Origin of the sequence: Streptomyces cavernicola (assembly GCF_029968035.1) — a bacterium.
GTDB lineage: Bacteria > Actinomycetota > Actinomycetes > Streptomycetales > Streptomycetaceae > Streptomyces > Streptomyces cavernicola.
The window spans coordinates 387,376-412,258 of record NZ_JASCIQ010000001.1; the positions used below are offsets into that span (position 1 = coordinate 387,376).

The window sequence follows — 24,883 nt, forward strand, 5'->3', positions numbered from 1 at the left end:
CGGGCGGCCTAGGCCTGGGCGGGGGCGACGAGGCGGTAGCCGACTCCGCGCACCGTCTCGATCAGCGCCGGGCTGCGCAACTTGGAGCGGAGCGAGGCGACATGGACCTCAAGGGTCCGGCCCGTGCCCTCCCAACTCGTGCGCCACACCTCGCTGATGATCTGCTCCCGGCGGAACACCACACCGGGCCGCTGCGCGAGCAGCGCGAGCAGGTCGAACTCCTTGCGGGTCAGCTGCACGCTCTGCCCGGCCACGCTCACCTGCCGGGTGGGCAGTTCGATGCGTACGGGACCGAGGTGCAGCGAGTCGTCGCCGGGCCCGGCGGCCTCCTCGGGCACGGTGCGCCGGCTGACGGCGTGGATCCGGGCCAGCAACTCGCCGGCGTCGTACGGCTTGACCACGTAGTCGTCGGCACCGAGGTTGAGGCCGTGTATGCGGCTGCGGACGTCGGCGCGGGCGGTCACCATGATCACGGGCGTTGCGGTGCGCTTGCGGATCTTGCCGCAGACCTCGTAGCCGTCCTGGTCGGGCAGGCCCAGGTCCAAAAGCACCACGCCGAAGCCGGACTTGGCGGCCTTGTCGGGATCGTCGGAGTCCGGCGGGAGCAGCGCCCGCAGCGCCTCCTCGCCGCTGCGCGCGTGCACGACCTCGAAGCCGTGCCGGGCGAGCACCGCCGAGAGCGCGGCGGCCACATGATCGTCGTCCTCGACGAGCAACAGCCTCATTCCGGCTCCCTTCAGTTCACGGTTCGTACGACTGATTCGTGGATCGTGCGGTTCCCTGCGCGCGCACGCGCGGACGCACCAAGGCAGTCACGCCGATGAACGAGCACCCCGTCAAGGCCGTTCGGGTCACGGCCGGGTTCCGTTATGCAGCCGGTACGGAGCTCGGGCGTCCCGTTCACACGGAGTGTCCGGTTGCAGCCGGATCGTTATGCTCAATTTCCCCTCAGATGTAATGACGCTGGTCGTACGGGATTACTACTGTCCTCCCAACCGAGGAGGATGGAGCAAGAACCCCCATGGCCGAAGTATCAGTGACCAAGGACGCCGCACCCGCGGCGGACGAGCTGGTCGCGCTGAAGAACGTCAACAAGCACTTCGGCGCGCTGCACGTGCTCCAGGACATCGACCTGACCATCGCCCGTGGCGAGGTCGTCGTCGTGATCGGGCCGTCCGGCTCCGGCAAGTCCACGCTGTGCCGCGCGATCAACCGCCTGGAGACCGTCGAGTCCGGAACGATCACCATCGACGGCAAGCCGCTGCCCCAGGAGGGCAAGGAGCTGGCCAGGCTGCGCGCCGACGTCGGGATGGTCTTCCAGTCCTTCAACCTCTTCGCGCACAAGACGGTGCTCGAGAACGTGATGCTGGGCCAGGTCAAGGTCCGCAAGGCGGAGAAGGCCGCGGCCGAGAAGAAGGCGCGTGAGCTGCTCGACCGTGTCGGCGTCGGCACCCAGGCCGACAAGTACCCGGCGCAGCTGTCCGGCGGCCAGCAGCAGCGCGTGGCCATCGCCCGTGCCCTGGCGATGGACCCGAAGGTCATGCTCTTCGACGAGCCGACCTCCGCGCTCGACCCCGAGATGATCAACGAGGTCCTCGAGGTCATGCAGCAGCTCGCCCGGGACGGCATGACGATGGTCGTGGTCACGCACGAGATGGGCTTCGCCCGCTCCGCCGCGAACCGCGTGGTCTTCATGGCCGACGGCCGGATCGTCGAACAGGCCACGCCCGACGAGTTCTTCAGCAACCCGCGCAGCGACCGGGCCAAGGACTTCCTGTCGAAGATCCTGCACCACTGACGGACCCCGCGGCGCCCAGGTTTCCAGGACCCGGCCGCCCGCAGACGTCCCTGCGCCGGACCCGCCTCGAAAGCTCCGCCTTGCTGAAAGGTCCGCTTTGAAGGCTCCCGCCCGCACACGTCTCCTCAGCACCTGACGACACGAAGGATGTGCACCATGAAGCTCCGTAAGTCCGCAGCCACCGCGGCCGTCGTGGCCGCCCTCGCCCTGACCGCCACCGCGTGCGGCGGCAAGCAGGGCGCCGCAGGCGACGGCGGCAAGGGCCCCGACACCTCGGGCACCAAGGCCCTCAAGTACGAGGTGAAGAAGGACGCCAAGGTCGACTCCCCGGTCTTCGAGGCGGCCAAGAAGCGCGGCAAGCTGATCATCGGCGCCAAGGCCGACCAGCCGTACCTGGGCTTCGAGGACCAGTCGACCAAGGAGCGCTCCGGCTTCGACATCGAGATCGCCAAGATGATCGCGGCGGACCTCGGCTTCTCCCCGAAGCAGATCGAGTGGAAGACGGTCGACTCCGGCGCCCGCGAGACCGCCGTCTCCAAGGGCGACGTCGACCTGATGATCGGCACGTACACGATCAACGACGAGCGCAAGAAGCAGGTCGACTTCGTCGGCCCGTACTTCCACGCCGGCGCCTCCCTCCTGGTCCGCAAGGACGAGAAGGACATCAAGGGCCCCGAGACCGTGCGCGGCAAGAAGGTCTGCTCGATCGTCGGCTCCACGCCGCTGCAGAACATCAAGAAGCCGAAGTACGGCGCCAAGGTCACCGAGCTGTCCAAGTACTCGGAGTGCGTGGCCCAGCTGCTCAACAACCAGATCGACGCCGTCACCACCGACGACGCGATCCTGATGGGCTACGCCGCGCAGAACGAGGGCAAGCTCAAGGTCGTCGGCAAGCCGTTCTCGGACGAGCCGTACGGCGTCGGCCTGAAGAAGGGCGACAAGGCCCTGCAGAAGGCCGTCGCGGACGCCATCACGGCGCACACGGACAACGGCGACTACAAGAAGGCCTTCGACGCCACCCTCGGCAAGTCCGGCTCCGAGTACAAGGACCCGCCGGCCTTCACCGACCCGAAGTAATGCTGTCCGCCCCGCTCCGTACGCACCTTCGGGCGCGGCGGGGCGGGGCGATCCATGTGCGCCTCGCTGCCGGACCCTCTTCTCTAGACCCTTCCCTCTAGGCCAGGGCCCCGTCGCGAAGACCTGCGACCGTCGCGAACCCCTCGCGGAGAATTCATGAACGTACTGCTCGACAACCTGTCGCTGTTTCGCGAGGGGTTCATCGGGACCCTGGAGTTGACCGGGGCCAGCGCCCTGGTGGCGATGGTGCTCGGCGTGATCATCGCCGGGTTCCGGGTCTCGCCCGTCCCGCCGCTGCGGATATTCGGGACCCTCTGGGTCACCCTGCTCCGCAACACCCCGCTGACGCTGCTGTTCCTCGTGGCGTTCTTCGTGGTGCCGAAGGTCCTCTTCCCGGACCTCGACTCCTTCCTGCTGGCCGTCGCCGCCTGCGGTTTCTACACCTCCGCGTTCGTCGCGGAAGCGGTGCGCTCCGGCATCAACACGGTGCCGCTCGGCCAGGCCGAGGCCGCCCGCTCGATCGGCATGACGTTCACGCAGACCATGCGCCTGATCGTGCTCCCGCAGGCCACCCGCACCGTGGTGCCGCCGCTCTCCAGCATCTTCATCGCGCTCACGAAGAACACCGCGATCGCCGGCGCCTTCAACAACGTCGACCTGTTCAACGTCTCCAAGACGCTGAGCAACGACGGCTACGACATCGCGGTGATCTTCATCTGGATCACCCTCGCGTATCTGATCGTCACGTACGCCATCAACGGTCTCTTCCGGCTGTTGGAGCACCGCCTGGAGGTCGCCCGATGAGCGCGAGCGTTCTCTTCGACGCCCCCGGCCCCAAGGCCCGGGTCCGCAACATCATCTACACCGTCGTCGGCTCCGCCGCCCTGCTCGGCGGCATCGCCTGGGTGATCCTGCGCCTCAACGAGAAGGGCGAGTTCGACCCCGCCCTGTGGGACATCTTCAACTACGCGGGCATCCGCCAGAACATCCTCGAAGCGCTGCTCGCCACCCTCAAGGTGTTCGCGCTCGCCGGTGTCTTCTCGCTGGTCTTCGCGGTCGTCCTGTGCGTGGCGCGGCTCTCCGACCACCGCCCGGTGCGCTGGTTCGCGGTCGTCTTCATCGACCTGTTCCGCTCGATCCCGCTGCTGATCACGATCTTCGCCCTGTGGGTCGGCATCCTCGGCACGATGTCGCCGTTCTGGGCGCTCGTCGTCGGCCTGACGATCTACAACGGCTGCGTCCAGGCCGAGGTGCTGCGCGCCGGCGTCAACGCCGTCCCGAAGGGCCAGAAGGAAGCGGCGTACGCGATCGGCCTGCGCAAGTCCCAGGTCCTGACCCTGGTGCTGTTCCCGCAGGCGATCCGCTCGATGCTGCCGACGATCATCAGCCAGCTCGTGGTGACCCTCAAGGACACCTCGCTCGGCTTCATGATCCTCTACCCGGAGCTGCTGCACTCGGCCCGCCTGATCGCCAACAACACGCCCGTCAACGGCGTTTACCCGTTCGTCCAGACGGTCGCCGTCTTCGGCGCCATCTACATCGGCCTCTGCCTGGTCCTGTCGTGGCTCGCCACCTGGATCGAGAAGCGGGGGCGGAAGGCGAAGACGGGGATCAAGGTGGCCCACGCCGAGGAGCCGGCCGCCTCGGACGTGGCCCCGGCGCCGGGAGCCCCCGTCGTCTCCGCCGCCGACCCCCGGGGCGAGACCATCGTCACCGACAAGGCGCCGGGCAAGGACAACTGACGGACCGTCGGACCGTACCGTCGAAAAACTGAACAACCCGGAGGCAGCGACGTCACGTCGCTGCCTCCGTCACTTGACGCAAGCACCGGCAATAGGTTGCATACGTTCTGTGATCGCGCACCCTGCCCCAACTGCCAGAAACAGCACGCCCTTCAGGGCCCTCCCCGAGGCCCTCTCCCTGGCAGGAGGCGCGGCGCCGTGGACCCGGTGATCGTCGTCGGAGCGGGACCCGTCGGGCTCACCCTCTCCCTCGCACTCGCCCACGCCGGAGTCCCGTCGGTCGTCCTGGACGAGGGCCCCGGCAAGGAAGAACAGCGCCCGGCGCGCACCGCCGTACTCCGCGAGGACACTGCCGACCTGGTCGCGCGGCTCACGGGACGCGACTTCTCCGAAGCCCGCTGGGCCGGCTGGCGCTCCTACCGCCGCAAGCAGGAGATGCGCCGGCACGCCTTCACCGTCGACGAGGTGAGCCCCGCCCCCGTCCACCTCGTCCAGCACACCCTCACCTCCGCGCTGCGCGAGGCCGTCGCCGACGAGCCTCTCGTCAAGCTCGCGCCGGACAGCCGCGTCGACGCCGTCGAGCAGGACGCCCACGGCGTCTCCGCCCACACCCGCAGCCCCAAGAGCGCCTGGTGGCGCGGGAGTTACCTGGTCGGCTGCGACGGCCCGCGCTCCACCGTGCGCAAGCTCCTCGACATCCGCTTCCCCGGCCGCACCGCCGTCGAACGGCACGCGGTCGCCGCCCTGCGCGCCGAGCTGCCCTGGCCCGGCGAGGCCGTGCTGCACCGGCTTCCCCCGTGGCCGGGCGCCGCCGCGGAGATCACCGCACGCCCGCTGCCCGAGGGCGCCTGGCGCCTCGACTGGCTGCTCCCCGCCCGCAGCGAACTCATCACTCCCGATGTTCTGTTGTCAAAGATCCGTGACACTCTCGCCGGCTGGTGCGGCGGCAGCACCCCGCCGTACGACCTCCTCGACACCGGCGTCCACACCGTGCACCACCGTCTCGCCCGCAGCTGGCGCTCCCGGCGCTGCTTCCTCGCCGGGGACGCCGCCCATCTGCTCGGCGCCCTCGCCACCCAGGGCGTCGACGAGGGCCTGCGCGACGCCGACAACCTCTCCTGGAAGCTCGCCCAGTGCTGGCACCAGGGCGAGTCCGACGCGCTCCTCGACAGCTACCAGGCCGAGCGCCGCAGCTCCGTCGCCGCCCGCCTGCGCGCCGCCGACCAGGCCCTGCCGATACTGCGCGGAGGCGGCGGCCTGCGCGCCTACGTACCGGGCACCGCCCGCGGCCACGACGCCCTCCTCACCGACGGCCACGTCGGCCGCGGCCCTCTCGGATCCGGCCCCTCCTACGCCAACTCCCTTCTGTCGCCCGACACTTCGACCCCCTCCGCGGTCACGACCGTCACCCCACAGGGCTCCCCGGTGGCCGACGTGCCGGTCACGGTTCCCGACGGGACCACCTCCCGGCTGCGCGACCGGCTCGGCCGCGGCCGCTTCCTCGTCCTCCTGATCGCCCCGGGCACCGGCGTCTGGGAACGACGGCACTGGATGACCGCCGGGGTCATGCCCCGCCTCGCCGCCGCGGTGACCGCCCTGCCGGTACCCGGCGAACTCCTCGTCGCCGAGCGCTACCCCGGCGCCGGCGCCCACACCGTCCTCCTCATCCGCCCCGACGGCCACCTCGTCACGGCCCTCAACGGCGTCCGCCCCGCCGAGCTGTACGCAGCAGCGGACACGGCACGGGGCGGGCCCCCTGCCGAGCCTTCCTCCCCCGAGCCTTCCTCCTCCGAGGGGGCGCCCTCCGAGCGGGTGTCTGCCGAGCGGGTGTCTGCCGAGGTGCTGGTCGACGAGGGCACCGACCTCGCGGCCGGCCCCCAGCAGCCCGCGTCCGACGCCGCGCCTCCGACCGACGCCGAGCCCGCCACGGACGCCGACCCCAGCACCGCCTCCGACGCTGCAGCCTCCACCTCCACCTCTGACGCCTCCAGCGACAGCGACAGCGACAGCGACAGCGCGAACCTTTAGAGGTCCTGACAAAGGCGTTGGACGTGTCGGTGGGTGATGAGGCATGTGGCGAGTCCGAGGCGAGGGCGTCGTACTGGCCTTGGAGTTGCGCGAGCTGGCACCCATCGACCAACGATCAGATGAACCGGAGGAGATGGCCTAGGTCGTTTCCTTCGGATCAGGCCGGATCCGGTCGGCGGTGCCGTTCGGTCGAGTCGAGCGGGGTCTGGTGCGTGCAGCGACAACGCCGTGGGGGTCCCCCCTGCTCGAGCGGAGCCGAGAGCTTGGGGGAGTGCGTGCCACACCCCGCGCCCCCGGCAAGATCCGAAGGAGACGGCCTAGTCGGGGATACGGGCCGGGCAGGTGCTGAACGGCTCGTTCACGATGCAGTCGAAGAGCCCGGCCCAGTCGCTGCTGGTGTCCGCGGCACCCGCCTGCACGGTGTCCTCGCAGGACTTGTCGGTCAGGCCCCAGAGGGAGCCGTCCGGCCAGCCGGCCTGCTGTGTCCGGGCCTGTACGACGTCGAGGCAGGCCTGCGGTGCCTTCAGGCGCTTGAGTTCCTCCACGAGCTCCAGGTACTTGGCGTCGGTCACCGCCCCGGTCTGCTCGTCGAGCGTCTCTTTGGCCTCGGCCCGCTCCGACTCGGAGGAGTCCGCGCTCTGGTAGACCTTCAGCGCTGCGGCGTTCTTCTGCAGCGTCTCCTGGACCTTCTTCTTGTCCTCAGGCTTCGTCGGTGCGGTGCCCGGCTTCTCGACGGCCAGTACGCCGCCGAGGAGCACATCGGCAAACTTGGAGTAGAACGCCTTGACGGCCGCGTCGAGATTCGGGTCCGTGAGGCCCGCGATGACGTCGTTCAGGTCTTCGAGGACCGCGGCGTAGACGAGCCGCTCCTCGTCGGACAGCTCCGTGTCGAACACCTTTCCAAACGCCTCACTGATGCCGCGCGCGATCTGGTTGAACCTGTCCCGGTCCTCCTGCGACAAGGTGTCGTCCTGGCTGAGCCGCAGGGCCTCACCCAGTCCCTGCGCGAGGCTTGCGGCGAGGTCCTTCTCCTGCTGCGTATCCCCCTCGGCGGCGAGCTTGACCAGCTCGTCCAGCGCCTTCTGGAGCTTCGCCTTCTCCTCGGCGGAGAGATCGGATTCCGCGATCCGGATGTCCACCTGCTTCTTGATCTCTTCCGGAGTCAGATTCTGGAATTCCTCCACCTGCACCGGAGGGACGTCCTCGCCCTCGCCGGGCAGCACTCCCTGCACGCCGGTGTCCTCACCAGTACCCTGCTCACCTTCCTGGGGCGGTGTTCGCTCACCGTCCTGCGGCGGGGTCTGCCCACCTTCCTCGGGCGGCGTCACCTCCCCTTCCTTCGGCGGGGTCACCTCCCCCTCCTGGGGCGAGGTCACCTCCCCCTCCTGGGGCGACGTCGGCTCACCCTCCTGGGGCGGAGGGGGATCCACCGGGTCCCCGTCCCCCGGAGGCGTGGGCGGTGTCGGCTCGGCCTCTCCGGCATCCCCTGTCCGGACCTGCGTCGGCGCGGCAGACGCCGCTGTGGCACTCATACCTGCCGACAGGGTCATGTCCGACGTGGAGGGCATGGGGGTCGCTGTGGCGGTGGTGGCCGGGAGGATGACGCCTCCGGTGATGGCCACGGCAGACGCCACCGCCGTGGCCAGGCCGGGCCGGCGCTTGCGGCGGGAGTCGTTGCGGGTGCTGTTCGTGGGAGTCACGTTCACGGCTTCTCCTGTTCTCCTGCGAGTGCGGCGCTTGCAGGTCTGATCTGTGCAGCTTCTTGTCAGTCCGGCTTTGCCGGTCGGGCCCCACAACCAGTAGGCCCGTTTGATCCATTTTTGTCCTGCTCCGAGAGCTCGTGACTTGACGGCGTCAATGAAGCCGGGGTTCCCGGGCCTGAAGCTGCAGGTCGCGCACCGCTCCGTGAGGACCCGTACTTCACCCGCCGCTGCGCCGACGCCGGAGCCGCCCTTCGCGTCGCCCTCCAGGGCGTTGTCGAGGGCGGGCGGCATGGCTGTCGGCATGCCGTCGTGCACACCACCTCAGCCGCGTCACGCGGTCCCGGGCCGGGCGGACTTCAAGTGAGGAACGCCGCAGAGCCAGGCAATTCCGGCACTTGAATTCAGTTCCTGCAGAAGATTTCGATGTCCTCCAGCGCGTTCTCCACCGCGCCGGCCGTAGCGCCCTCACCGCGGAGCTCAGCAACGGCCTCCACGGCCTCTTGGGACACCTCTCCGTGGAGGCGCGCAAGATGCCCGAGGCTGACTGCGGACGAGCATCGCACGCCAGGATCGTCATGCCAGGACAGTTGGATGATCCACTGCTCCGTCCACTGCCGGTTCTCACCGCTAAGGGATGAAGCAATGAGCGCCCTACTCACTTCCTCTGGTCGCCCATACCGGAAAACATTCTCCGCCGCAGAGGGCGTGACCACCCCGGGGGATTCGTACTGCACGCCGCCAGTTCCCTTCCTTTTTCGGCACGGCTCGCGCGACACTTCTCAAAGAGGAAGAACTCCACCCTTTCCGTTACTCATGCCGAACCTTCAGTCGCGCCAGGGCATCGTCGTAGGCGTCAGCGTCGCGGGGGGGAGAGACACTTCATCTGCTCGAAGAATTCACGGCCGCTCTCCCTGAGTTTCCCGAGGAATAGCCTCTTGGCCGACCAATTCATCGAGATGATGACACTCCCGCCTCCGACCCGCTCCACGACCGGCTCGCCTGTGAAAGCTCCCACCGGCGACCGAGAATCCAAACCCGTCCGACTTAACGCGCCTTCCGGTGGATCTCAAACGTAAACGGATCCCCGCACATGATGGTGAACTCGTAGGACCTGAACCCCAGTCGAACCCCGACTGCTTCACCAGCCGGATCCCTGCGGATTTCCTCCTCCAGGATGGGGCCGAGTTCCCCGGCTCCGCCCAATTCGGGAATGTCTTCCCGGCGCCAGCTTTCAGGAGGGTGGCACCAACCAGGGAGAACACCCCATACTCCCGACTCAACCCTGAGAGTCCAGTCCGTCCCGCAGGTGATGACGACGGAATCCCGCTCCCCCACTCTGAGCTCAATCGCCTCCGCTTCCCCCTCCGAGGAGGGAGCGTAGACAATCGCTCGCACATCGGTAACGTCCACAGTCCCTCGCTCACCAACTCGGACCGCCTGCAGCCGCCCCCTTCCACCGTCTCTGCGAACGTCGAGCAGCGCACGCACCACCACCGCCGACGTGTCACTTCTCCGAGTTATCGGATCGACAGCCGTAGTTGAGCGTCAACCTGCCTGCATACTCGTCGGGAACAGTCCGCCCCCGAAAAGCCATCGAGAGGTACGAATCCAGCGCTTCCGGCGCCTCCAGGAACGGCCCGAACCGATCGCGCCACTCAGCACGACCAGCTGTGCTGGGAAATCCGCTGAACCCTGGCGACGACTTCCGTTAGGACCTCTTAGCCCCCCCCTTTCACTCAGCGGACGCCGATTGACCCGGACCGTCCCCCGTGCTGTACTCCGCCTTATGACCGACACCAGCCGACGCCTTTGGCGGAGGGTCCACATGGACCTCGTCCGCTACGTGGGCTGCGTCTGTCACGCCTCCTGACCTCGCCCTTCCTCCACGCGCGCCCAGCCCCGCGGACCAGCGGCGCACCCGCGCGCTCCCCGCGACTCCTCAGGACGGCATACGTGTCTTCGACGACCACTCCTGCCCCGGCGACGAAACCCGGCGCGCACCCCGCACCCGCCGACGAGGCCCCCACATCCGCGACCGCCCCCACACACGCCCAGCTCCTGGACTTCGTGCGCCGCACCGCAGCCGACGCCGAGTTGGTCGCCTCGCTTCCCCTCGCCCCCGAGGGCCGCACCTGGGTACGGCTCGAAGGCCCGGGTGGCAGTGAGGCCTGGCTGATCGGCTGGCCGCCCGGCACCGGCACCGGCTGGCACGACCACGCCGATTCGGTCGGCGCGTTCACCACGGCCCAGGGCGAGTTGACGGAGAACTCGCTCGCCGTCCGGCTCCCCAGCGAGGGTTGGAAGACCCTCGAACTCGCCGCCGGCGTCGACCGCCACCGCGCCCTGCCCGCCGGCCGCGGCCGTGCCTTCGGCACCCACCATGTGCACGAGGTCCTCAACGAGTCGACCACCGAGCACGCCGTCTCCGTACACGCCTACTACCCCCCTCTCCCCTTGATCCGTCGCTTCAGCCGCACCGGTGCCGTGCTCAGGCTGGAGCAGGTCGAACAGCCGGAGGACTGGCAGTGACCCACTCCGTTTCCGCCCTGCCCTATGAGCCGAGCCGACCCCAACCCCTGTCCATCGACGCCCACTTGGAGCATGTCCGCGAGGGCCTCGACCGCATCGGACCGCATGAGGCGCACGCCGCCGCCGAGGCCGGCGAGGCCCTGCTCGTGGACATCCGGTACGCCGAGCTCCGCGAGCGCGACGGCCTGATCCCGGGCGCTCTGGTCGTGGAACGCAACGAGCTGGAGTGGCGTCTCGACCCGCAGGGCAGCCACCGCCTACCGGAAGCGACCGGCCACGATGTGCACGTCGTGGTGGTCTGCAACGAGGGCTACGCGTCCAGCCTCGGCGCGGCCTCACTCCAGCAGTTGGGGCTGTACCGCGCCACGGACCTGACCGGAGGCTTCCAGGCCTGGCGCGCGGCAGGTCTGCCGGTCACCGCCCCGCCCGCCGAGCCGACCTGACCCCCGGCCCGCTTTCCTCCCCTACTTCCCCCACGTCCCCGTTGCCGTCAACTCGGCGCCCCGGCAAGCTCGTTCGGCACGCGTCCGGTCCGGTCACCCCCATCGGGTCCGGCTCAGAACCCCCCGTACTCCAAGTCGTCCGTCTCTTCCCCCTCTTGTTCCAGTGCCTGGCGCACGACCCTCAGGGCCATGCCCTCCGGGTAACCCTTACGGGCGAGCATGCCCGCGAGGCGGCGCAGGCGCTTGTCCCGGTCGAGTCCTCTGGTCGAGCGCAGTTTGCGGGCGACCAGTTCGCGCGCTGTGGCTTCCTCCTGCTCGGAGTCGAGCTGCTCCATGGCCTCGTCGATCGCCGTGGAGTCGACTCCCTTGGTGCGCAGCTCCCGGGCGAGTGCGCGGCGGGCGAGGCCTCGGCTGTGGTGCCGGGACTCCACCCAGGCTCCGGCGAAGGCCGAGTCGTCGATGAGACCGACTTCCTCGAACCGGGAGAGGACTTCCTCCGCCACCTCTTCGGGGATCTCGCGTTTGCTCAGTGCGTCGGCGAGCTGCTTGCGCGTGCGCGGGGTTCCGGTGAGCAGGCGCAGGCAGATGTTCCGCGCCCGCTCCTCCGGTGGCAGGTCCCGCTCTCGCTTACGCGATTCCCCCTTCCCGGCCCTCGACGGGTCGGGGGAATCGCCGTCCTGTTCCTCGACGTGGCTGCCGCCTCGGGGCGTGCGGTCGCCGAAGCCACCGCCGCGCCCCTCGCCGAATGCTCTGCCGCCACCTTCGTCGCCTTCACGGCCCCTGCCCGCACGCCGGCCACGGGTGCCGGAACGACCTCCGCGGCTACCCCGGCCTCCCCCGCCGCTCAGGCCGCCTCGGCCCGCGCGGCCGCCGGGGCGGCCGGATTCCTCGCCGGTGCCGAACTCCTCGGAGCGACCCAACTGCTCGTCGCCGCCGAAGAGTTCGCCGTCACCACCGTCGCCGAAGGCGTTCCCCTCGAAGGGCTGCCCGCCCGCGCCCTGACCGTCGAAGGCTTCCTCCGGCCAGTCCGTTCGCCGTACCACGGGTTAGCTCTTGGCCGTGGCGGCCTTGGTCGACTTGGCCTTGGCAGCCGGTGCGGGCACCGACTTGGCCGCGTCCTTCGGGTCCTTGGCGTCCTTGGCCGCCGCATCCACGGTCGCCGCGTCCGCGCCGGACTCGCCGTCCGTCGGCTTCACGCCGACGCCCAGCTTCTCCTTGATCTTCTTCTCGATCTCGTTGGCGAGGTCGGGGTTGTCCTTCAGGAAGTTACGGGCGTTCTCTTTGCCCTGGCCGAGCTGGTCGCCCTCGTACGTGTACCAGGCGCCGGCCTTGCGGACGAAGCCGTGCTCCACGCCCATGTCGATCAGGCCGCCTTCGCGGCTGATGCCCTGGCCGTAGAGGATGTCGAACTCGGCCTGCTTGAAGGGCGGCGCCACCTTGTTCTTCACGACCTTGCAGCGGGTGCGGTTGCCGACCGCGTCCGTGCCGTCCTTGAGGGTCTCGATGCGGCGGATGTCGATACGCACCGAGGCGTAGAACTTGAGGGCGCGGCCACCCGTCGTGGTCTCCGGCGAGCCGAACATCACGCCGATCTTCTCGCGGAGCTGGTTGATGAAGATCGCGGTGGTCTTGGACTGGTTCAGGGCGCTGGTGATCTTCCGCAGCGCCTGGCTCATCAGGCGAGCCTGCAGACCCACGTGCGAGTCGCCCATCTCGCCCTCGATCTCCGCGCGCGGGACCAGGGCCGCCACGGAGTCGATGACGATCAGGTCGAGCGCGCCCGAGCGGACCAGCATGTCCGTGATCTCGAGGGCCTGCTCACCGTTGTCCGGCTGGGACAGGATGAGGTTGTCGATGTCGACGCCGAGCTTCTTCGCGTACTCGGGGTCGAGGGCGTGCTCGGCGTCCACGAACGCCACCTGGCCGCCGGCCTTCTGCGCGTTGGCCACGGCGTGCAGCGTCAGCGTCGTCTTACCGGAGGACTCCGGTCCGTACACCTCCACCACACGGCCGCGCGGGAGTCCGCCGACGCCGAGGGCCACGTCGAGGGCGGTCGATCCGGTGGGGATGACCTCGATGGGTTCGTTCGGCCGCTCGCCCATGCGCATCACGGCGCCCTTGCCGAATTGCCGTTCAATCTGTGCGAGCGCGGCGTCGAGCGCCTTCTCGCGGTCAGTGCCTGCCATGGGTTCCACCCGATTTGCTTGAGTCGATCGCTTCACGTCCAAGACGCTATCCCCTGCCACTGACAATGCGCCTCGACGTCGGCTCCGGCCTGTGGATAACTCCCCGGAACCCCCGGAATTCCGGGGCTGGAGCGTTGCCGGAGATTCCATAAGAATGGATGTTCGATTTACGTGTCAAGCGCACCACGCGGCACTCGAGCCCCTCGCGAGCGCGCCGGTCCCGGGCGGCGACTGCCCCCGAATACGACGACTTGGACCCTGCTGGGACACTGAGCGCATGTTTGTCCAGCTCCTCGCGGCCACGGGTGTGCTCGCCGTCCTGACCATGGTTCCCGGACCCGACATGGCGGTCGTGACGAAGCGGGCCCTCGCGTCCGGCTGGCGGGACGGTCTGCGCACGGTCGGGGGCATCGCGGCCGGGCTGCTCGTCTGGGGCGCGCTGACCGTGGTCGGCCTGGCCGCCGTCCTGGCGGCGTCCACCACGGCCTACACGGTCGTCAAGCTCGTCGGCGCCGTCTACCTCGGTTTCCTGGGCGTCCAGGCGCTGCTGCAGGCGCGGCGCAGCCGTTCGACGCCTTCGGAGGCGAGCGCCCCGGCCGGCAACCCGTGGCGTACGGGACTGGTCAGCAACGTTTTCAACCCGAAGATCGCGGTCTTCTACACCGGCCTGCTGCCCACGCTCGCGCCGACGGGCTTGGCGCCGCACTTCGGGATGACCCTCCTGGTACTCGTCCACGCGGCCCTCACCCTGGTCTGGCTCGGCGGCTACGTCCTCGTACTGGCCAAGGCGCGCGCCTTCTTCGAGAGGCCCGCCGTGCGCCGCGCCATGGACCGCGTCACGGGTGTCGTCCTGATCGGTTTCGGAGTCAAGGTCGCGACCTCCCAGCCCTGAACGTTTTTCCCCCGAAGGCAAGGCGGCGGCGTATGACGCTCCTGATCGTCGGCGGCAGTGGGCTCCTCGGCGCCGAGCTGGTCCGCCAGGCCACTGCGGCCGGACGCCCGACCGCAGCGACGTTCATGTCCGGGCCGGCCCCAGCCGACCGGACGGACCTCAGGTGGTACGCGCTCGACCTGCGGGTCGCCGAGCAGATCGACGCGGTCGTCGCCGAGGCGAGGCCGCGTGTGATCGTCAACGCGACGAGTGGCAAGGCCGATTGGGCGGTCACGGCCGATGGTCCGGTCCGTCTGGCGGTGGCTGCGGCACGGCACGGCTGTCGCCTGGTGCATGTGTCGAGCGACGCGGTCTTCTCCGGTGCCCGCGTGCATTACGACGAGACCTGCCTCCCCGATCCGGTCACCCCTTATGGCGCGGCCAAGGCTGCGGCCGAGACGGGCGTGCGTCTCCTGTCCCCGAAGTCGGTGGTCGCCCGCACCTCCCTGATCGTCGACGGTTCCAGCCGCCCTTCGGCTCGCCCCAGCTCCTCCCCTCACGTACGTGTGGTGCACGACCTCGCGACCGGAGTGCGGGACGGCGTTCTGTTCACCGACGACGTCCGCTGCCCGGTGCACGTGTCCGATCTGGCCGCCGCCCTCCTTGAGCTCGCGCACTCCGACGCGCGGGGCGTGCACCACCTCGCGGGCGCGGACGCTGTGAGCCGTTACGAGCTCGGCCTCCTCGTCGCCCGCCGCGACGGGCTCGACTCCTCCCGCCTGGTCGCGGGCCTGCGCGCCGATTCCCCGCTGCCGGGCGCGCTCGATGTGCGTCTCGACTGCCGTACGACCCGGCGCGGGCTGCGCACCACGCTGCGCGGTGCCCGTACGTTTCTCGCCGCGCCCTGAGAGGCATGTCCCACGTCACGCCAGGAGCTGCCACAAGGCGCGGTCTTCCGCCGTCGTACGGGTGCCGGCGAGCACCGACGAGGACACTGGAGTCCACCATGGAGCACCTGGCCCGGCCGACCTGATAACTGCCCGCGGGCTGCCGCGTGATGACGTTCAGCCGCGCCCGGCACTCACCGGCGGTTGACGCCGAGCCCCGTGACCAGCGGCCGGATCGCCGGACGGTACGAATCAGGCCGTCCCGCCCCTGAGTTATCCCTGAGGCACCCCCGAAATACCCCTGAGACAGCCGAGCGCGAGACGGGCAGCAGGACGAGTGTCGAGCCAGAAAACCCAGGGCCCCCACGGCAGCCAGGGACCCACGGCAGCCAGGAGACCCAGGAAAGGCAGGAGTTCCCGGAAGGCCAGGCCCCCGAGCCGGGTACGGTCTGGGCGCGGCCGGAGCGGGCCGCCCGGAGCCCCTCCGCCAGCCATAGCCGCGACGAACTGGCGGCGGCCGCCGTCGAGTTGGTGGACCGGCGCGGCCTGGACGCGGTGTCCGTGCGCCAGGTCGCCAAGGCCCTCGGCCCCGGCCAGGCCTCCCTCTACCGCTACATCACCGGCCGCGACGACCTGCTCGACCTGATGGATGGCTCCCGTGCCCCCGCCCGGCCGGGCCGAGCTGGAGATCGTCGGCCTGCCGAGCGCCCTCGCCACCCAGCTCGTACGGGCCGAGCTTCAGGCCGTACGAGCAGATCCGCCCCAGCACCCGCCGCAGGCGGCGCGACAGACGCGGCGGGTGGCACGAGCAGCGCCGACCGCGCAACGCCGACCGCCGCGCTGCCAGGCCATCCACCTGTCCGGTGCTGCAGCGCGTGGAGACCGTCCGCAGCTCGCTGCCGCGCTGGGCGAACAGCCCGATGTGGAGCTGGCGGACGTCCCGGAGGCGCCCCCCAGCGCGCGGTGCGCCGGATGCCGGCGGGCCTGCTCGGTGCCGGGGGGGGCTGAGTCAGGCACTCCATCTGCCGCCGAAACCGCCCCCTAAGGGGTGCCGTTTCCGTACGGGTCCGGGCCGCGCCGCGCGCAATATCCTTCCGGACATGGCACTCCCCCCGACCGGCCTGCCCGGAAAGCGACTCTCCGCGCGTGCCAAGGATCTCGCGGTGACACTGGCCGTCACCGCTGTCGCCGTGGGCGGGGCCCTCTGGGGGATGCGGGACACGTCCGAGACGTTCTGGCAGGCCGTGACCGGCTGGACGATGCTCGGGGTCGCCTGCGGCGCGCTGCACTTCAGGCGTCGCCGCCCCATCAGTGTCGCCGTCGTCACACTGCTCGCCTGCGCCGTGTACTACCCGGTCAGCGGGAACGACGGCCCCGTGATGCTCGCGTTCGTCATCGCGCTCTACACCGCCGCCGTGGACGGCCGCTTCGCCGCGGCCGCCGCGCTGGGCGTCGTGGCGATGCTCCTCGTCGTGTACGGGGAGGTGCTGCAGGAGCCGGGCCGGCGCAGGGTCGACGACATGTCGATCATGATGATGGCGGGCTGGCTGCTCAGCCTTCTCATCCTCGCTCGTGCACAACGCACGCGTGCCGCCTATTTGGAGGAGGTGCGCGGGCGCGCGCTGGCCGCAGAGCGGGAGCAGGAGGCCCGCGCCCAGCAGAGCGCGTCCGAGGAGCGGCTGCGGATCGCCCGCGAACTCCACGACGTACTGGGGCACAGCATTTCGCTGATCAACGTGCAGTCCAGTGCGGCCCTGCACCGCCTCTCCAAGCGCCGTCCGCGCCCTGCCGACGACTCCGCCGTCAGCGGGGACCTCGCCACGGCCGAGGAGGCGCTCGAAGCGGTCAAGTCCACGAGCCGGGATGCGCTGGGCGAGCTGCGCTCCACCCTCGGCATGCTCCGCCAGGCCGACGAGAGCGCGCCCACGGCGCCCACAGCCGGGCTCGAACGGCTCCCCGAGCTCCTGGCGGGGGCGCGCAGCGCGGGGCTCGACGTGCGCGCGGAGACGGTCGGCACGCCGCGGCCGCTGCCACCGCCGCTCGACCTGGCCGCGTACCGGATCGTGCAGGAGTCGCTCACCAACGTGACCCGGCACGCGCGCGCGTGCCGCGCGACGGTCACGCTCACGTACGCCGACGAGGACCTTCAGGTGCGGATCGACGACGACGGGCAGGGCTCGACCGACGAGCTCGCGCACGGCAGCGGGATCCGCGGCATGGCCGAGCGCGCCAAGGCGTTCGGCGGCGAACTGACCGCACGCAACACGGCGGACGGCTTCCGGGTGAGTGCCCGGCTGCCGCTGCGGCCGCCGTCCGAGGGGGAGTTGTGACAGCCACACAGGGGCCGACGGAACCGGGCGCGGGGCCGGAGGGGAGACCGGCGGTCCGTGTCGTCCTCGCCGACGACCAGACACTTGTGAGAGCCGGTTTTCGTTCCATCCTGGAGGACGAGGCCGACATCGAAGTGGTCGGTGAGGCCGCGGACGGCGAGCAGGCGCTCACGCTCGCCCGCCGGCTGCTCCCCGACGTGGTCCTGATGGACATCCGCATGCCGGGCGTCGACGGCCTCGAAGCCACCCGCCGCATCACCGCGGACGCGTCCCTGGAGGGCGTGCGCGTCGTCATCCTCACGACCTTCGACGTGGACGACTACGTGTACGGGGCGCTGCGCGCCGGTGCCTCCGGGTTCCTGGTCAAGGACACCGAGCCGATGGAGCTGCTGCACGGCGTGCGCGTCGTGGCGCGCGGGGACGCGCTGATCGCGCCCGCTGTGACCCGTCGGCTCATCGCCGAGTTCGCGGGCCGCAGCAGGCAGCCCGACCCGAGCCCACGCCTCAACGCGCTGACGGAGCGCGAGCGGGAGGTGATGGGCCTGGTCGGCGCCGGGCTCTCCAACGACGAGATCGCCCAGCGCCTCGTCCTGTCGCCCGCCACGGCCAAGACGCATGTGAGCCGGATCATGACCAAGCTCGACGTCCGCGACCGGGCCCAACTGGTCATCCTCGCCTACGAGTCGGGGATGATCACCCCGGGCTGGCTGACCTGAACGGGCTGACCTGAACCCGCACCGCGCGTGCGCAACTTCTGGGGTACGTCCAGGAGGCCACCCGCAACCGAGGGGGTACGCCGACTGTCCACCGGCGGCCGACGCCCCCACCGGAGCCGTACGCCGACGCTGACGGGGTGTACCCATCCCTGGATCCACCCCTGACCCTCGCGGGCGCTCAGCCGGCCGCTGAGACCCTCGACCTGGCCCGGCTGCAGTTCGCCCTCACCGCGGGCGGCCACTTCCTGTTCGTCGCCCTCACCCTGGGCCTCGCGACGTTCGTGGCCTGTCTGCAGACCCGGGCGACGCTGAGCGGCAGCGCGCTGCACGCGCGCATGGTGCGGTTCTGGGGGCAGTTGTACGTCATCAACTATGCGGTCGGGATCGTCACCGGCATCGTCATGGAGTTCCAGTTCGGGCTGAGCTGGAGCGGGCTCACGCACTATGCGGGGGACGTCTTCGGCGCCTCCATGGCGCTTGAGACAGTCGTCGCCTTCTTTGTGGAGTCGACTTTCCTCGGCCTGTGGATCTTCGGCTGGCACCGGTTCAACCGCTGGGTCCATCTGGCGCTTATCTGGGTGGTCACGCTCACCGCGTACGCCTCCGCCTACTGGATCCTCGTCGCGAACGGCTTCCTCAACAACCCTGTGGGGCACCGGGATTCGGGCGGCAGGCTCGTCATCGGGGACGCGGCGGCGGTGTTCGCCAACCCGAGCGCGCTGCTCGCGTTCGGGCACATCGTGGCGGGCGCGCTGCTCACGGCGGGGTTCTTCATGGCGGGGGTGAGCGCGTACCACCTGTTCAAGCGCTCCCCCGAGTGGGAGTTCTTCGGGCGCAGTCTGCGCATCGGGGTGTTCGTCTCGCTGCCCGCGCTGTTCGTGACGGCGGCCTTCGGCGGGGTGCAGTTCGCTGTGATGCAGCCCATGAAGGAGGCGGTTTTCAGTGATAAGACCGCTGAAGTGGCCCGTCTCCAGGCCGACATGGCGGACCGTTTCGGCCCCGGTGACTACGTCCCTTCGGAGGCCTGGACGCGCGGTGCCGGGACTCTGATGCTGCTCGCCTTCGCGCTGATGATGTACCTGTGCATCGGCGGTTTCGTACTGGCCTTCTTCAAGAGGGCAGTTTTCCGTTTCCGGTTCTGGCACGTGGTGCTCATGGCGGCGGTTCCGCTGCCGTATCTGGCGATGATCAGCGGCTGGGTGTTCCGGGAGGCGGGGCGTCAACCCTGGGTCGTGTACGGCCTGTTGAAGACCGAGGACGCCGTCTCCTCGGTGTCGCCCGGCGCGATGCGCACCTCGCTGATCGTCTTCACCACGCTGTTCGCGTTGCTTGCCGCCCTCAATGTGTGGCTGCTCGTGCGGCACGCGCGCGTGGGGCCCGTCGAGCGCGGGCTCGGCCACAACGAGCGGGCCGCCGAGCGCGACCCCGCCGACTCCCTCGCCGCCGCGAGCTACTGAGGAGCGCCATGGACACCTCGACCCTCGAAACCCTCGCTGTCGGCCTGCTCGCGTTCTTCGCGGCCGGGTACTTCGTGCTCGGCGGCGCCGACATCGGCACCGGCATGCTCACTCCCTACCTGGGGCGCGGCGATGCCGAACGGCGCCTGGTGCTCACGTCGTTCGCCCCGTTCTTCCTCGGCAACGAGGTGTGGCTGGTCGCCGCTGCGGGGCTGCTCATCGGCTGCTTCCCAGCGCTGGAGGGCGAGCTGCTGAGCGGCCAGTTCGCCGTCGTGGTGCCGCTGCTCGCGGGCTGGGCGGTGCGCGACGCGGGGCTGTGGCTGCGCGGCCGTACGGGCGGCTCCCGGTGGCGTGCCGGGTGCGACGGCGCGGTGGTGTGCGGGAGTTGGGCCGTCGCGCTGGCCTGGGGCTGGCTGCTCGCCGGGCTGTTCACGGGCTCCGCGGGGGCCGCGGCGACCGGTCCGGTGGCGGTGCTCACCGCGCTCGCCGTCGCCGCCCTGTTCGCCGCGCACGGTCTCGGCTTCGCCGCGATGCGCCTGACCGGAGATCCGTACGCACGCGCGCACGTGCTGGTGGGGCGCGGCGCGCGGCCCTGGCAGACGTTCGCCCTGACCGGTGTCCTGATGGCCGCGCTGCCGCTGTCGGCGGGCGTCGCGCTGCCGCTCGGGGAGTCGGCGGCGGACGGTGCCACGCTGGCCTTCCTCGTGCCCGCGCTGTTGGGCGTGACGCCGCTGCTGCTTGCCGTGCAGGCGTGGATGTGGCGCACGTTCCGGCACCGGGTGACCGGCCCCTCGTACATCTGAAGCCCTGGTCGACCGGAGGGTTCGACGCCCTTCGCAGCCCTCCCGTCACCTCACTCCGGCGGCTCGCCGGTGCGCTGCTGCGGCGGTGGGGGTGCGTCGCTGCGTGTGCTCAGGGCCTGTCGGAGCCGGACGAGGGGCGGGCCTGAGCCGCGCTTGCGGTGGCCGTGCACGCGCGGGTCGTCCGTCACGTCGTACCGCCGCACATAGGCGCCCAGGAATGCCTGCAGCGTGGCCACCGCGGGGATCGCGATCAGGGCGCCGACCGCGCCGAGGAGCGCCGTGCCGACGATGACCGAGCCGAACGCCACCGCCGGGTGGATGTCGACGGTCTTGGCGGTCAGCTTGGGCTGCAGCATGTAGTTCTCGAACTGCTGGTAGACCACCACGAAGACCAGCACCCACAGCGCGTACCAGGGGTCGACCGTGAACGCGATCAGCATCGGCAGGGCGCCCGCGAGATAGGTGCCGATCGTGGGCAGGAACTGCGAGACCAGGCCGACCCACACCGCGAGCGCGGGCGCGTACGAGACGCCGAGCGCGGCCAGCAGGATGTAGTGCGCGATGCCGGAGATCAGGGCCATCAGGCCTCGGGAGTACAGATAGCCGCCGGTCTTGTCGACGGCGATCTCCCAGGCGCGCAGCACCTCGGCCTGCTTGGCGGGCGGAAGCACGGAGCAGAGCGCGCGGCGCAGGCGCGGGCCGTCCGCGGCGAAGTAGAACGAGAAGAGCAGGATCGTGAGGAGCTGGAAGAGCCCGCCCAGGACCTGCGCCGACACGTCGAGGACGCCCGTCGCGCTGTTCTGGACGTACTTCTGCAGCCAGTCCGAGTGCACCAGGCTGTCCTGCAGCTCGAATCTGGACAGCTCCGTGTGGAACGTGGCGTTGATCCAGTTGATCAACGAGTCGAGGTACTCCGGGAAGTCCGCGACCATGTCGACGATCTGGCCGGCGAGCATCGACCCCAGCATGGCGACGAAGCCCGCCCCGGCGATGATCACGCCGAGGAAGACCAGCGCCGTCGCGAGGCCGCGGCGCATGCCGTGCTGCGCCATCCTGCTCACCGCGGGCTCCACCGCGAGCGCCAGGAAGAACGCGATCAGGATGTTGATCAACAGGCCGGTCAGCTGGTGGAAGGCCCAGCTGCCGAGCTGGAAGCAGGCGAACAGGGCGAGCGCGAGCACCATGGCGCGCGGAAGCCACCGCGGCATGCGCTGTCCGGACCACGCCGCGGCGGGCCCGTCGGGAGGCGTCGTCGAGGGCGGGCCGCTGTCCTGGGCGGCGGTCTCACTGGTTGCTTCGCTGGCTGCCACGTCGACCAGTCTCGCGTACGCGACTGACAATCCCGCAGCCGTCCGGACGTGACGCACCTCATCCGGCCGAGGTCATGTCCTGTCCGGCCGAGGTCATGTCCGGAACCTGTCGGCCGTTCCCGGAACCTCGGCCGTCCGCGTCAGCGCTTGTCGTCGGGGAGCGTGCCACGCTTGTCGGCCGGGACACCCATGGCACTGCACACCGCGCGCCAGACGTCCTTCGTCTCCCAGCCCGCGTCCAGGGCCTGGTGCACCGTCCGCCCGCCGAGCTCGGACATCACGTGATCACGCGCGAACGAGTCGGCGTACGAGGCTCCGAACTGCTCCTCCATCCGCTGCCAGAAGATCGTCAACCGCATGAGATCTGCTCCGCCCCTACCGTGACCTGCATCTTTTCTGCCATTCCAAGCCCAGCGTAGCCATCAGGGAGTTTCCGGGGAGTTTGCGCCCCCACCGCAACCAAGCACCAAGCCAAGTACCAAGTACCAAGTACCAAGCATCCATGACGCCACGACCGCCCCCACCCTCCGGCCGTCCCGCACCCCTCCGGTCGCCCCGCTACCGCGCGAGGGTCAGGCCGAGCGAACGCCGCAGGCCCGCCGCCCCCGCGTCGGTCACGAGGACCACGCGCGGCGCCGCACCCCAGCGCACCCACTCCAGCTCGAAGAGCCGGGCCGCCAGTGCCGCGCCGAGGCCGCCGGCCAGGTGGTGGCGGTGCTCGCTCCAGTCGACGCAGTAGCCCACGGCGGGACGGCGCGGCGGCAACCGGTCGGTGTCGACGCCGAGTTGACGCAGCTGCTCCCGGCCGCTGTCGGTGAGTTCGTAGCGGATGTCGCGTCCGTAGGAGGCGGGGCGGTCGCGTACGGCCTCGTCGGGACGGTGGACGCCGTCGTGACCGGTCAGCGCTCCGTGGTCGAGCAGCGCGCCCATCAGGCCCGCGCCGAGCTGTCCGGCCAGGTGGTCGTAGCAGCTGCGGGCGCGGTGCAGGGCGCCCGCGCGGTTGCTCTGCTTCAGCGAGGTGACGGACAGCGGCGGCGCGATCAGCGCGAGGGCCTCCAGGGCGGCGGAGACGTCCGCACCGGCCAGGCGGTAGTAGCGGTGCCGCCCCTGCCTGCTCACGGTGACGAGCTCGCCCTCGACCAGCTTGGCCAGGTGCACGCTCGCGGTGGCGGCGCTGACGCCGGCCTCACCGGCGAGCGCGCTCGCGGGCAGGGAGCGGCCGTCGGCCAGGCACTTGAGCATCCGGGCCCGCGACGGGTCGGCGATCAGCGCCGCGGCGCGGGCGATGTCGGTCTGCTGCTTGAGCGGCTCGTCCCTCATGGTCGCAGCGTACGACGTCGACACTTTGACGTACGACGAAGTGTCTGGCTTCGATCATCTCTCCATGAGAGCAACGCACCTCGCCGCCCGCAGCGGGCCGACCACGGAGCCCGCCACAGGGCCGACCACGGAGCCCACAGGGCCGGCAGCCGAGCGCGTCGCCGCCGAAACCCGTCAACCCGCTCTCGCCATGGCCCCGTTGATCGCGCTCAGCCTCGGCTACTTCCTCGTCATGCTCGACGTCACCGTCGTCAATGTGGCCCTCCCCGACATCCGCGGCTCCCTCGGCACCGGCGCCGCCGCCCTGCAGTGGATCGTCGACGGCTACAGCACTCTCTTCGCCGGTCTCCTGCTGTTCGGCGGCACGCTCGCCGACCGCTGGGGCCATCGCCGGACCTTCCTGGCCGGGCTCGGCCTCTTCGCCGTCGCCTCACTGGCCTGCGCCGTCGCCGGATCGTCGGCAGTCCTGATCGTCGGCCGGCTCGGGCAGGGCGCGGGTGCGGCGCTGCTGGTGCCCGCGTCCCTCGGCCTGCTCCAGGCCGTCCACCCCGACCGTGGGGTGCGGGCCCGCGCCGTCGCAGTCTGGGGCGCGGTCGCCTCGGTGGCCTTCGGCGCCGGGCCGGTGGTCGGCGGGCTGCTGGTCTCGGGCGGTGGCTGGCGCGCGGTGTTCTGGCTGAACCTTCCCGTCGCCGCCCTCGCGGTCGCCCTGACGCTGCGCCACCTCCCGCCTGCCGCCGGGCCTCGGCACACGGCGCGGAAGGCGGACCCGCTCGGCCAACTCCTCGGCGTCGTCGGCCTGATCGCGCTGGCCGGCGGACTCAACGAGGCGGGTGCACGCGGCTGGACCTCACCCCTGGTGCTCTCCGCGCTCGGCCTCGGCGTCGCAGCCCTGGTCGCCTTCGCCGCCGTGCAGCGCACCCTCGAAGCACGCACCCCCGAAGCACGCACCCCCGAAGCACGCAGCCGCACCGGCGGCCGGCGCGCACCGCTGCTCCCGCCGTCCCTGTTCCGCGCCCCCTCCTTCACCCCGACGGCGATCATCGGCCTGCTCATCAGCCTCGGCTACTACGGGATGCTGTTCCTGACCACCCTGTACTTCCAGCAGGAGCGCGGCTTCAGCGCGTTGACGACGGGGCTCGCCCTGCTGCCTTCGGTGTGCATGGGCCTGGTCGCCGCCCCGCTGTTCAGCAGGATCACCGCGCGCACGGGCCCGCATCCACCCATGGCGGCGGGCCTCGCCCTGAGCGCCGTCGGCTTCCTCGGCTGGCTTCCGACCGGGCCCCAAACTCCGTATCCCGTGCTGCTGTTCGCCTTGACGGCCACCGGTCTCGGCCAGACGCTGACGGCCCTCGCCGCCACCGCCGCGATCATCGACGCCGCACCCGCGGCGGGCACGGGCATCGCCTCCGCCGTCTTCAATGTCTCCCGGCAGGTGGGCAGTGCCGTCGGCGTGGCCCTGTTCGGCACCTTCGCCGCCTCGGCGTCGGACTTCACCGCAGGCCTGCGGCTGTCGGCCGGCCTCGCCGCGACGGCCTTCGCGACCGGGGCCATACTCGCCCTGACGACGACCCGGCGCCGCGCCAACACCCGTACCGCAGAAGGGAAATGACCTGCCCCGGAGGCGCCCTGAGCACCCGGCGGGCCCAATCACGAGCCACGTACCCCCCGTAAGTCCCGCCTTAG

23 protein-coding genes are annotated in these 24,883 nt (G+C 70.4%); 16 read left to right on the forward strand and 7 right to left on the reverse strand.

Annotated elements, in window-relative coordinates; genetic code table 11:
- Window positions 1-8 precede the first annotated feature (8 nt).
- Entirely contained in the window at window positions 9-725 is a 717-nt protein-coding gene (locus QIS96_RS01625) for a response regulator transcription factor (protein WP_282540481.1), read from the reverse strand.
- Window positions 726-1,021: 296 nt separating this feature from the next.
- On the opposite strand from QIS96_RS01625, the gene QIS96_RS01630 reads away from it, so the two are divergent.
- The 5 genes from QIS96_RS01630 (at window position 1,022) to QIS96_RS01650 (ending at window position 6,645) form a co-directional block, all read left to right on the forward strand.
- Window positions 1,022-1,798 carry an amino acid ABC transporter ATP-binding protein gene (locus QIS96_RS01630; protein WP_282540482.1) on the forward strand — a complete coding sequence of 259 codons (777 nt, stop codon included), beginning with the start codon at window positions 1,022-1,024 and terminating at the stop codon, window positions 1,796-1,798.
- Between the two features lie 156 nt (window positions 1,799-1,954).
- Window positions 1,955-2,875, forward strand: a complete 921-nt coding sequence (locus QIS96_RS01635; RefSeq protein WP_282540483.1) for a glutamate ABC transporter substrate-binding protein — start codon at window positions 1,955-1,957, stop codon at window positions 2,873-2,875.
- Window positions 2,876-3,031: 156 nt separating this feature from the next.
- Window positions 3,032-3,679: an amino acid ABC transporter permease gene (locus tag QIS96_RS01640; protein ID WP_282540484.1), complete on the forward strand. Its 648-nt coding sequence runs from the start codon at window positions 3,032-3,034 to the stop codon at window positions 3,677-3,679.
- Window positions 3,676-4,617, forward strand: a complete 942-nt coding sequence (locus tag QIS96_RS01645) for an amino acid ABC transporter permease (protein WP_282540485.1) — start codon at window positions 3,676-3,678, stop codon at window positions 4,615-4,617. Before QIS96_RS01640 ends, QIS96_RS01645 begins: the two co-directional genes overlap by 4 nt.
- A gap of 198 nt (window positions 4,618-4,815) precedes the next feature.
- Window positions 4,816-6,645, forward strand: coding sequence for an FAD-dependent monooxygenase (locus QIS96_RS01650; protein ID WP_282540486.1), 1,830 nt, complete (start codon window positions 4,816-4,818; stop codon window positions 6,643-6,645).
- Window positions 6,646-6,962: 317 nt separating this feature from the next.
- On the opposite strand, the gene QIS96_RS01655 is transcribed toward QIS96_RS01650, so the two are convergent.
- A complete protein-coding gene (locus QIS96_RS01655; RefSeq protein WP_282540487.1) occupies window positions 6,963-8,021 on the reverse strand; it encodes a hypothetical protein in 1,059 nt (352 codons plus the stop codon).
- Window positions 8,022-8,193: 172 nt separating this feature from the next.
- On the opposite strand from QIS96_RS01655, the gene QIS96_RS01660 reads away from it, so the two are divergent.
- The 3 genes from QIS96_RS01660 (at window position 8,194) to QIS96_RS01670 (ending at window position 11,320) form a co-directional block, all read left to right on the forward strand.
- On the forward strand, window positions 8,194-8,394 hold the full coding sequence (locus QIS96_RS01660) for a hypothetical protein (protein ID WP_282540488.1): 201 nt from the start codon (window positions 8,194-8,196) through the stop codon (window positions 8,392-8,394).
- Window positions 8,395-10,301: 1,907 nt separating this feature from the next.
- Window positions 10,302-10,877, forward strand: coding sequence for a cupin domain-containing protein (locus tag QIS96_RS01665; RefSeq protein WP_282540489.1), 576 nt, complete (start codon window positions 10,302-10,304; stop codon window positions 10,875-10,877).
- On the forward strand, window positions 10,874-11,320 hold the full coding sequence (locus QIS96_RS01670; protein ID WP_282540490.1) for a rhodanese-like domain-containing protein: 447 nt from the start codon (window positions 10,874-10,876) through the stop codon (window positions 11,318-11,320). Before QIS96_RS01665 ends, QIS96_RS01670 begins: the two co-directional genes overlap by 4 nt.
- 113 nt (window positions 11,321-11,433) lie before the next feature.
- Here the strand turns inward: QIS96_RS01670 and recX are convergent, their stop codons facing one another.
- Both recX and recA read right to left on the reverse strand, forming a co-directional pair.
- Window positions 11,434-12,363: a recombination regulator RecX gene (gene recX / locus QIS96_RS01675; protein WP_282540491.1), complete on the reverse strand. Its 930-nt coding sequence runs from the start codon at window positions 12,361-12,363 to the stop codon at window positions 11,434-11,436.
- Window positions 12,364-12,366: 3 nt separating this feature from the next.
- A complete protein-coding gene (gene recA / locus QIS96_RS01680) occupies window positions 12,367-13,506 on the reverse strand; it encodes a recombinase RecA (RefSeq protein WP_282540492.1) in 1,140 nt (379 codons plus the stop codon).
- 277 nt (window positions 13,507-13,783) lie between these two features.
- On the opposite strand from recA, the gene QIS96_RS01685 reads away from it, so the two are divergent.
- From QIS96_RS01685 to QIS96_RS01715, 7 genes are all read left to right on the forward strand, one after another.
- Window positions 13,784-14,398 carry a LysE family translocator gene (locus tag QIS96_RS01685; protein WP_282540493.1) on the forward strand — a complete coding sequence of 205 codons (615 nt, stop codon included), beginning with the start codon at window positions 13,784-13,786 and terminating at the stop codon, window positions 14,396-14,398.
- Window positions 14,399-14,430: 32 nt separating this feature from the next.
- A complete protein-coding gene (locus QIS96_RS01690; RefSeq protein ID WP_282540494.1) occupies window positions 14,431-15,285 on the forward strand; it encodes an SDR family oxidoreductase in 855 nt (284 codons plus the stop codon).
- A 198-nt stretch (window positions 15,286-15,483) separates the two neighbouring features.
- Entirely contained in the window at window positions 15,484-16,272 is a 789-nt protein-coding gene (locus QIS96_RS37790) for a helix-turn-helix domain-containing protein (protein ID WP_408907096.1), read from the forward strand.
- A gap of 92 nt (window positions 16,273-16,364) precedes the next feature.
- On the forward strand, window positions 16,365-17,594 hold the full coding sequence (locus QIS96_RS01700; protein WP_282540495.1) for a sensor histidine kinase: 1,230 nt from the start codon (window positions 16,365-16,367) through the stop codon (window positions 17,592-17,594).
- On the forward strand, window positions 17,591-18,310 hold the full coding sequence (locus tag QIS96_RS01705) for a response regulator (protein WP_282540496.1): 720 nt from the start codon (window positions 17,591-17,593) through the stop codon (window positions 18,308-18,310). The genes QIS96_RS01700 and QIS96_RS01705 overlap by 4 nt, the downstream gene beginning before the upstream one ends.
- A gap of 137 nt (window positions 18,311-18,447) precedes the next feature.
- Entirely contained in the window at window positions 18,448-19,767 is a 1,320-nt protein-coding gene (locus QIS96_RS01710) for a cytochrome ubiquinol oxidase subunit I (RefSeq protein WP_282540497.1), read from the forward strand.
- Window positions 19,768-19,775: 8 nt separating this feature from the next.
- Entirely contained in the window at window positions 19,776-20,570 is a 795-nt protein-coding gene (locus QIS96_RS01715) for a cytochrome d ubiquinol oxidase subunit II (RefSeq protein ID WP_282540498.1), read from the forward strand.
- A 50-nt stretch (window positions 20,571-20,620) separates the two neighbouring features.
- On the opposite strand, the gene QIS96_RS01720 is transcribed toward QIS96_RS01715, so the two are convergent.
- The 3 genes from QIS96_RS01720 to QIS96_RS01730 all read right to left on the reverse strand — a co-directional run bounded on the left by QIS96_RS01720 (window position 20,621) and on the right by QIS96_RS01730 (window position 23,200).
- The gene (locus QIS96_RS01720; RefSeq protein ID WP_408907102.1) at window positions 20,621-21,778 is read right to left on the reverse strand and encodes an AI-2E family transporter; all 1,158 of its coding nucleotides are present in this window, start codon (window positions 21,776-21,778) and stop codon (window positions 20,621-20,623) included.
- A 242-nt stretch (window positions 21,779-22,020) separates the two neighbouring features.
- Window positions 22,021-22,239: a DUF3046 domain-containing protein gene (locus QIS96_RS01725; protein WP_282540500.1), complete on the reverse strand. Its 219-nt coding sequence runs from the start codon at window positions 22,237-22,239 to the stop codon at window positions 22,021-22,023.
- A 199-nt stretch (window positions 22,240-22,438) separates the two neighbouring features.
- The gene (locus QIS96_RS01730; RefSeq protein ID WP_282540501.1) at window positions 22,439-23,200 is read right to left on the reverse strand and encodes an ArsR/SmtB family transcription factor; all 762 of its coding nucleotides are present in this window, start codon (window positions 23,198-23,200) and stop codon (window positions 22,439-22,441) included.
- 64 nt (window positions 23,201-23,264) lie between these two features.
- On the opposite strand from QIS96_RS01730, the gene QIS96_RS01735 reads away from it, so the two are divergent.
- Window positions 23,265-24,809: an MFS transporter gene (locus tag QIS96_RS01735; RefSeq protein ID WP_282540502.1), complete on the forward strand. Its 1,545-nt coding sequence runs from the start codon at window positions 23,265-23,267 to the stop codon at window positions 24,807-24,809.
- Window positions 24,810-24,883: the final 74 nt, after the last annotated feature.

Bases quoted from the DNA above. Each gene is read 5' to 3' on its own strand.
- recA (WP_282540492.1), bottom strand. From the start codon at position 13,506: ATGGCAGGCACTGACCGCGAGAAGGCGCTCGACGCCGCGCTCGCACAG.
- QIS96_RS01715 (WP_282540498.1), top strand. From the start codon at position 19,776: ATGGACACCTCGACCCTCGAAACCCTCGCTGTCGGCCTGCTCGCGTTC.
- QIS96_RS01700 (WP_282540495.1), top strand. From the start codon at position 16,365: ATGGCACTCCCCCCGACCGGCCTGCCCGGAAAGCGACTCTCCGCGCGT.
- QIS96_RS01635 (WP_282540483.1), top strand. From the start codon at position 1,955: ATGAAGCTCCGTAAGTCCGCAGCCACCGCGGCCGTCGTGGCCGCCCTC.
- QIS96_RS01645 (WP_282540485.1), top strand. From the start codon at position 3,676: ATGAGCGCGAGCGTTCTCTTCGACGCCCCCGGCCCCAAGGCCCGGGTC.
- QIS96_RS01660 (WP_282540488.1), top strand. From the start codon at position 8,194: ATGTCCGACGTGGAGGGCATGGGGGTCGCTGTGGCGGTGGTGGCCGGG.
- QIS96_RS01685 (WP_282540493.1), top strand. From the start codon at position 13,784: ATGTTTGTCCAGCTCCTCGCGGCCACGGGTGTGCTCGCCGTCCTGACC.
- QIS96_RS01730 (WP_282540501.1), bottom strand. From the start codon at position 23,200: ATGAGGGACGAGCCGCTCAAGCAGCAGACCGACATCGCCCGCGCCGCG.
- QIS96_RS01725 (WP_282540500.1), bottom strand. From the start codon at position 22,239: ATGCGGTTGACGATCTTCTGGCAGCGGATGGAGGAGCAGTTCGGAGCC.
- QIS96_RS01630 (WP_282540482.1), top strand. From the start codon at position 1,022: ATGGCCGAAGTATCAGTGACCAAGGACGCCGCACCCGCGGCGGACGAG.
- QIS96_RS01720 (WP_408907102.1), bottom strand. From the start codon at position 21,778: ATGCCGCGGTGGCTTCCGCGCGCCATGGTGCTCGCGCTCGCCCTGTTC.
- QIS96_RS01625 (WP_282540481.1), bottom strand. From the start codon at position 725: ATGAGGCTGTTGCTCGTCGAGGACGACGATCATGTGGCCGCCGCGCTC.
- QIS96_RS01690 (WP_282540494.1), top strand. From the start codon at position 14,431: ATGACGCTCCTGATCGTCGGCGGCAGTGGGCTCCTCGGCGCCGAGCTG.
- QIS96_RS01735 (WP_282540502.1), top strand. From the start codon at position 23,265: ATGAGAGCAACGCACCTCGCCGCCCGCAGCGGGCCGACCACGGAGCCC.
- QIS96_RS01640 (WP_282540484.1), top strand. From the start codon at position 3,032: ATGAACGTACTGCTCGACAACCTGTCGCTGTTTCGCGAGGGGTTCATC.